This is a genomic window from Pseudomonas graminis, assembly GCF_900111735.1.
Taxonomy (GTDB): Bacteria; Pseudomonadota; Gammaproteobacteria; order Pseudomonadales; family Pseudomonadaceae; genus Aquipseudomonas; species Aquipseudomonas graminis.
Genome location: NZ_FOHW01000038.1, coordinates 38,954 through 46,001 on the forward strand (window position 1 = coordinate 38,954; position 7,048 = coordinate 46,001).

5 protein-coding genes are annotated in these 7,048 nt (G+C 64.1%); all 5 read right to left on the reverse strand.

Annotation, left to right across the window (positions count from 1 at the left end):
* Positions 1–94: 94 nt before the first annotated feature.
* The gene (pabB, locus tag BMY98_RS22135; RefSeq protein ID WP_074892514.1) at positions 95–1,438 is read right to left on the reverse strand and encodes an aminodeoxychorismate synthase component I; all 1,344 of its coding nucleotides are present in this window, start codon (positions 1,436–1,438) and stop codon (positions 95–97) included.
* Between the two features lie 61 nt (positions 1,439–1,499).
* The gene (locus BMY98_RS22140; RefSeq protein WP_083398860.1) at positions 1,500–2,561 is read right to left on the reverse strand and encodes an ABC transporter substrate-binding protein; all 1,062 of its coding nucleotides are present in this window, start codon (positions 2,559–2,561) and stop codon (positions 1,500–1,502) included.
* A 17-nt stretch (positions 2,562–2,578) separates the two neighbouring features.
* Positions 2,579–4,690 carry a TonB-dependent receptor gene (locus BMY98_RS22145; protein WP_245760106.1) on the reverse strand — a complete coding sequence of 704 codons (2,112 nt, stop codon included), beginning with the start codon at positions 4,688–4,690 and terminating at the stop codon, positions 2,579–2,581.
* Positions 4,687–5,463: an ABC transporter ATP-binding protein gene (locus BMY98_RS22150; protein WP_074892515.1), complete on the reverse strand. Its 777-nt coding sequence runs from the start codon at positions 5,461–5,463 to the stop codon at positions 4,687–4,689. The genes BMY98_RS22145 and BMY98_RS22150 overlap by 4 nt, the downstream gene beginning before the upstream one ends.
* A complete protein-coding gene (locus BMY98_RS22155; RefSeq protein WP_074892516.1) occupies positions 5,460–6,479 on the reverse strand; it encodes a FecCD family ABC transporter permease in 1,020 nt (339 codons plus the stop codon). The genes BMY98_RS22150 and BMY98_RS22155 overlap by 4 nt, the downstream gene beginning before the upstream one ends.
* Between the last annotated feature and the right edge of the window lie 569 nt (positions 6,480–7,048).

The window sequence follows — 7,048 nt, forward strand, 5'->3', positions numbered from 1 at the left end:
CCTAGGTATCTACGTGTGCTCACGCCCCAACGGCCACCCTAGACCCATAGATTCGCGTAGGCGCGCGATCCAGCACCAATCCCCAATCGGTTGATCACAACCCCTCAAGCGTCTGCATCAACACCCGAACTTTGGTGAAGGTCTCCTGATATTCCGCTTCCCACTGCGAATCAGCGACGATGCCGCCGCCGCCCCAGCACGCCATCTGGCCGTCTTTTGCCAGTAGGCTGCGGATGGCGATTGAACTGTCCATGCTGCCGCGCACGTCCAGGTACATCAACGAGCCGCAATACAGCGCCCTCCGAGTGGGCTCCAGTTCGTCAATGATCTGCATCGCGCGGATCTTCGGCGCGCCGGTGATCGACCCACCGGGAAAACTGCCGCCAATCAGGTCCAGCGCGTCCTTGCCGTCGGCCAGTTCGCCCGTCACCGCGCTGACCAAATGATGCACGTTGGGATAGCTCTCGAGGCTGAACAACTCCGGCACGCTCACCGAACCAATCCGGCAGGTGCGCCCTAGATCATTGCGCAGCAGGTCAACGATCATCAGGTTCTCGGCGCGATCTTTCGGGCTCGAAAGCAGCGCTTGAGCAAACGCGGCGTCCTCATCGGCATCCCGTCCCCGCGGCCGCGTGCCTTTGATCGGCCGTGTCTCGACCTGACGCTGACTGACTTTGACAAACCGCTCCGGCGACAGGCTCAACACCGCATCGCCCGCTGGCAGCGCAAGATACCCGGCGAACGGCGTGGGGCAGGCCACCCGCAGTGCTTGATACGCTGCCCACGGATCACCGAGGTACTGCGCACGAAAGCGCTGGGCGAAATTGACCTGATAACAGTCACCGGCCTGGATGTAGGCGTGAATCCCCTCGATGGCCTGCTGGTACTGCTCGGCATCGATGTCCGGCGCGAAGGGCGCTGTCAGCTTGAACGAGGCGTCCGCTTGCGCCCCCGGTTGCTCGAACAGCGCGATGAGCCGCTGGCGTTCGGCGTGGTCAAGGGACGGGTGAAACACCAACTGGCTGGTGCGCTCGTGGTGATCGCTGATCAGCGCCCAGGCGTACAGCCCCAGCCGCGCCGAGGGCAGGTACAAGTCATCAATGGCTTGATCGGGCAGGGGCTCGAACAGACGACCGAAGTCGTACGCCAGATAACCGATCAATCCGCCAGCGAACGGCAGCGCGCAGTGCTCGGGCAGGTCGGCTTCACCGAGGCGGGCCAGTGATTCACGCAGGCGCTGAAGAAAGGCCGGACCGGATTCGTCCGCAACGGGCAGCAGGGCTTCCATCGGCCAGGCGCTGAGCAGATCGAAGCGGCCACGGTCCGCCGTCGGGCGACCGCTGTCCAGCAGCACGGCGCCCGGGGCAACGCGCACGCGGGCGAAGTAACCGCTGGGGTCAGCGTGATAGGGCAGTGGGTGTACGGAGCAAGTTGGCATGCGAGGCGTGGATCAGTCAGTGCACGAGGACGGCGATTGTAGTCTTCCCCAAGGTCGAGTCCTAGGGGGCAGTCGCTGGCGGCTCACCGTGCAAAATTCTCTGGGCATCTTCGGGCGTCAGCGGGTAATCGAAAAAGCGCCGGTAGAAGTCCACCGTCTGTGCCGCCATGTCCACGTCCGTAAACAACGCGGGATGCAACTGCTGCGCCGCCCACGGGACCTGAAGCGCCACTTCGGTGCCGTACCGATCCCACGGGAAAACCCCGGCCGGATTGCGCAGGACGCGTCCGTTGCGCACGGCCTCAAGCTGGTTCAGCAGTTGCGCTTGTGCCGCTTGGTCCAGCCGGCCTGCGTTCGCTGCGAGGATGAGGACATCCGGCTGCCAGGCCAGCAACTGCTCGGCCGACACAATCTGCAGATTGCCCTTTAGCCCCGTCGCGGCATTGCGGCCTCCGGCGAGCTTGATCCAGTCGTTGATCAGCGTGTCGGCGCCATCCACTTTCAGCGGATTGACCGACGCGATGTGCAGCTCTTTCGGCCGCTGCTCCGCCGGGATGCCGGCCACTGCGTCATTGACCGATGCCAGTTGCTGATCCAGAAACCCGTTGTAGGCGAGTGCCCGCGTGCGTGGCTCGGCACCGCCAAGGGCCTCGGCCGTGTTGAGCATCGAGCGTTTCAGCCCGGCAAGGTCGGTGTAGCCCATCTGCATGACCGGCAGGCCAAGCTGTCTGTAGGCAATGGCCTGCCGGTCGCCGAGGGCAGTGAACACCAGCTCGACGTGCCCGGCCAGCAGGGTCTCGGCATTGAAACCCGTACCTTCGATGGCCGTGGCCTGGTTTAGGGCGGGAAGGATCTTGAACATCCATGGTTGGCTTTCAGGATGGTTGACCGTCGCAACGATGCGCGAGCCGGCGCCCAGCGTCATCAGCAGTACGTGATGGGCATACCAGCCATCGGCGATCCGCGCGGGTGCTGCCGGGACCTTGACCTGTTGTCCGCCATCGTCCTGCACCTGCCTCGATTTCAGCGGGCTGGCCTGAATGGTCTGGCCCTCGTCGCCCGGATCAGCGAAGGCGCTGGCACTCAGGCTGACCAGCAGCAAACCGCTCAGCAAACGGCCCATGCCGCCCCGCCGCCTGTTCACAGGTCCACCTGAATCGACGCCTGCACCATGCGCGGCGCGGCCGGGGTGGCGCTGGCTTGCCCGGCACCGGTATAGCCGTTCAGCCCGCCGGGGACGATGTTGGTCCAGTAGCGTTCGTTGGCCAGGTTGGTGACTTCGAGGCGGTAGACCGTGTCGCGCTTCATCAACCGGGTGCTGTAGCTGGCGCCGGCGTCGAAGGTCTTGTAGCTGCCCACCCAGTGATCGTTGTTGTCGTCCGTGGGGCGGGCGCTGGCGTAACGGGCGTTGAGGTTGACGGCGAGGCCCGGCACCTGATCGATGCGGTATTCGGTCAGCAGACTGGCCGTCATCCGTGATAGCCCGACGATCCGGGTGTCTTCCGTGCTTTCGTTGCCGGTGGACAGCAGCTTTGGGTCCAGCCAGGTGATGCCGCCGAACATCTTGAGGTTTTGGCTCAGGTCACCGTCGGCCAGGAATTCCACCCCGCGATTGCGCTGATCACCCGCCACGGCATAGACGTTATCGGGCTGGGTGTAGGCGAAGGGGCGCTTGATCTGAAATGCCGCCAGCGACAGGTTGACCCCGCGCGCGACCCATTTGCCGCCCAGCTCCCACATGCGGCTGCGGTACGGTGACAGGATCGCCCCGGCGTTGCTGCTGCCAGCCGCGGCGCTGTCGCCCTGTTGCAGGCTGTCGGCGTAGGTCAGGTACAGCGTCAGGTCGTCCACCGGCTTGTACATCACGCTACTCGCCGTGCTGATGCCCGAGTCCTGCGATGAGGTGTGGACGCCGGCTTGAGAATAGTTGTCGGCGGTCAGGCGACTCTGGCTACCGCTGAGCATCAGGCTCCATTTCGGCGTGAACGTCAGGGTGTCGCCCAGCACGAACGAGCGCTGGCGGGCGTTGGCCGAGTGGTAGCGGTCGGTGAAATCGGGGAAGTCCGGCCCGTCGAAGGCGATCGGGTTGTTCAATGACGCGGTGCCGAGGGTTTTCGTGCCGCCAGCCACGGGGTTGTAGTTGTCCCAGTCAAAACCGGTGACGCCGACGGTCAAATCATGGCGAATGCCGGCGGTGTAGACGCTGCCATTGAGGTTGGCCAGGTAGCTGTTGATGGTGAAGCGGCTGGCGGTCGCGCTCGCCACCGAGCTGCGATAGGTGCCGGCGTTGTTGATCAGGGTGTTGGTGACCGCGGTGGACTCGCGGTCGGCGATCTGCCGCAGTGCGCCAATGTCGAGTTTCCAGTTGCCGTCGAAGTCGTGCTTGAAATGCGCGCTGGCGGTGTCCGTGGTGTTGTTGTCGCCGGAATAATTTTGCCCGAGATTGCTGCGTGTCGGGTCCGGCGCGTGGGGCAGCGTCACCCCTGAGGCGACGGCGAACTTGCCGGGCAGGCCCTTGGACAGGTAGTCGTAGTGGCTGAAATTGGTTTCGATGACGCTGTCATCACTGATCTGGAAATCCGTGGCAAGGCTAACCAGCTGCCTGCGCAACGTGCTGCCGGGGGCATAACTGTGGCCTTGTTCGTCGGCCACGTTCAGGCGGTATTTGATCTTGCCGTCCGGGTCGAACGGGCCGCTCAGGTCAGCGGCCTTGAGCCAGGTCAGCCCGGTGCCTACGCCGAGGGTCACTCGATTGCGGGTGAAATCGGTCGGGCGTTTCGACAGAAGGTTGAAGGTGCCGGCCGGATTCGCCGGGCCATACAGCGACCCCGACAGCCCGCTCAGCACTTCGACGCCGCCCAGTTGCTCGGCCGGGTAATCGGTGGTCGACACCACGTTGAGGTCGTCGAGCCGGCTGTTCTGCACCACGCTGCCCTGCAGGCCCCGGGTTTGTGGCCGGGCGCCGTCGGCCTGTACGGAGGGCATGTAGCGAATGATGTCCTTGAAGCTTTTCAGCTGCTGGCTGTCGATCAGGTCGGAGGACAGCACGCTGATGGAATAGGGCGTGTCCAGCAGCCTGCGCTCACCCATGGGGCCGAGGGTCGCCGACTTCTCACGCGCCTGATCGGTAATCGACTGTTCGGCACTGATGTCCAGCGGCGCCAGGGTCATTTCTTGCGCCAGGCTGACCTGGGCGAAGCCGCCAAACAAAAGCGGCGCGAACGCCAGGCGCGATGAGAAGGATCGGGTCATGTAAACACTCGGCAAGGAATAAAAAAGCGGTGGCCGTCGGTGTCGATCTGCTCGACGGCGACCTGGTAAAGGCGCGCCATGAGGGGGCTGTCGATGACGTCATGGGGAGCGCCGTCGGCGATGAGTCTGCCTTCGTGCAGGACCAGCACGCGATTGGCCGAAGCGAGAGCGTGTTCAGGGCGATGGGTGCTGGACAGGAGGCTGATGCCCTGGGCGGCGAGGCGCTTGAGCAAGGCCAGCAGGCGCAGCTGGTGGCCGTAGTCGAGACCGGTGACCGGCTCGTCGAGAATGATGATATTGGCGCGCTGGACCATGGCCCGGGCGATCAGTACCAACTGGCGCTCGCCGCCGGATAGCTCGGTGTATGGCCGTTCACTCAAGTGAAGAATGCCCAGGTCGGTCAGGGCCTGCTGGACATAGGTTTGGTCGTCGCGGCTCGGTGCATGGCCCAGGCCCACGTTGGGCAGTCGACCCTGGCCGACGATGTGAGCGACGCTGAACGGAAAGCTCGGCACGTGGCTCTGGGGCACGTAGGCGATCTGCCGGGCGACGGCGCGGCGCTTCATCGAGGCCATCGGCTGGCCGTCGATCAGCACCTCGCCGGCGTGGGGCGTCAGCAAACCCAGCAGCAGCTTCATCAACGTGCTTTTGCCAGCGCCGTTGGCCCCCAGGAGGGCGATGTTGTCGCCGGCTTTTATGTCCAGGCAGACATTGTCGAGGATCAAACGGTCGCCGATCCGATAGCTCAGTTGGCGGGCCTGCAAGCGCTTCATAGCCAACCCTTGCGCACGCGATGCAGCACCAGCACAAAGGCGATCGCGCCGAACAGTTCGGTGATGATGCCGAGGGGGATTTCTCCCGCCGACACACTGCGAGCTACGCCGTCGGCCGCCAGCAGGAAGATCCCGCCGAGGCAGGCGCTGAGGGGCAGCAATCGAGTATTGCCGGGGCCGACCAGCAGCCGCGCCAGGTGCGGAATCAAGAGGCCGATCCAGCCGACCATGCCTGCCAGACTCACAGTGAGTGCGCAGATGAGGGTGGTCAGCACAATCAGGGCTCCACGAATTTTCTCCACCGGCACGCCCAGGCTCAGGGCCTCGTCATCACTCAGGGACAGCGCATCGATGGCGCGGCCGGTCAGGCACAGCAGCACGATGGCCACGGCCAGAATCGGACCGATGATCCACAGCGCCTGCACGTCGACGGCGCTGAGGCTGCCGAGCAGCCAATAGACGATGCTCGGCAACTGATCCACCGGATCGGCCATGTATTGGGCGATGGACAGTAGCGAGGTGAAGAGGGCGTTCGCAACAATGCCGCCGAGCACCAGCAGCAGGATCGAGGGGGTCTGAAACATGTGGGCGATGCCCAGACCGACCGCCACGGCGATGAGCCCGGTCACGCACGCCACCAGCGCAATGGCGAGGGGCGGCAGGTGCCAGATAATCCCCAGCGCCGCGCCGAACGCGCAGCCGCTCAACACCCCAAGCAAGCCCGGCGACACCAGCGGGTTACGGAACACGCCCTGATACGCCGCGCCCGAGACTGAAAGCCCGGCGCCCACCAGCACCGCCGCGACGACCCGGGGCAGTCGCGCCTCAATGATCAGGCTGTGCAGCAGGTCGTAGCGCTGCGCCGGCATGTCGCTGAGGCCCAGCAGGGTTGCGATGAACGTGCTGAGTTCGTGGATTGAAATCTCATAGCGGCCCAATAACAGCGCGCAGAGGGCCGTCACGATCAACGCCAACAGGCTGAGCAACAGAGGGGTATACAGCTTGGAAGGGAACATCTGTTGCTCATTGTTTCGGTGTGTAAAAAACTATACAGCGATGGGCGAGGGTTCTCTAGGGACGGGATGCCGCATGGGGTGAATCTTCATCTAGCAGGGAGTAATGGGTGACGAGTTCGGCTCGGGTTTTGCGGAGTGACGCCTGATGCCTTCCCGGCTAAAGCCGGTCCCACAGTCGAGGTCCAGGCAGTCCCACAGTCGGCGTTCCACCCGGTTTCACTGACTGCGCGCGGTATCTAGTGGGACAGGCTTCAGCCGGGAAGGGGCCGGTGTGAACGCCATCAGATTTGCGGTGAAACGCCTGACGTCTTCCCGGCTAAAGCCGGTCCCACAGTCGAGGTCCAGGCAGTCCCTCAGTCGGCGTTTCACCCGGTTTCACTGACTGCACGCGGCATCTAGTAGGACCGGCTTCAGCCGGGAAGGGGCCGGTGTGAACGCCATCAGATTTGCGGAGTGACGCCTGACGTCTTCCCGGCTAAAGCCGGTCCCACAGTCGAGGTCCAGGCAGTCCCATAGTCGGCGTTCCACCCGGTTTGACTGACTGCACGCGGTAGCTAGTGGGACCGGCT

Coding starts and splice junctions, on each gene's coding strand:
- pabB (WP_074892514.1), bottom strand. CDS start 1,438: ATGCCAACTTGCTCCGTACACCCACTGCCCTATCACGCTGACCCCAGC.
- BMY98_RS22140 (WP_083398860.1), bottom strand. CDS start 2,561: ATGGGCCGTTTGCTGAGCGGTTTGCTGCTGGTCAGCCTGAGTGCCAGC.
- BMY98_RS22145 (WP_245760106.1), bottom strand. CDS start 4,690: ATGACCCGATCCTTCTCATCGCGCCTGGCGTTCGCGCCGCTTTTGTTT.
- BMY98_RS22150 (WP_074892515.1), bottom strand. CDS start 5,463: ATGAAGCGCTTGCAGGCCCGCCAACTGAGCTATCGGATCGGCGACCGT.
- BMY98_RS22155 (WP_074892516.1), bottom strand. CDS start 6,479: ATGTTCCCTTCCAAGCTGTATACCCCTCTGTTGCTCAGCCTGTTGGCG.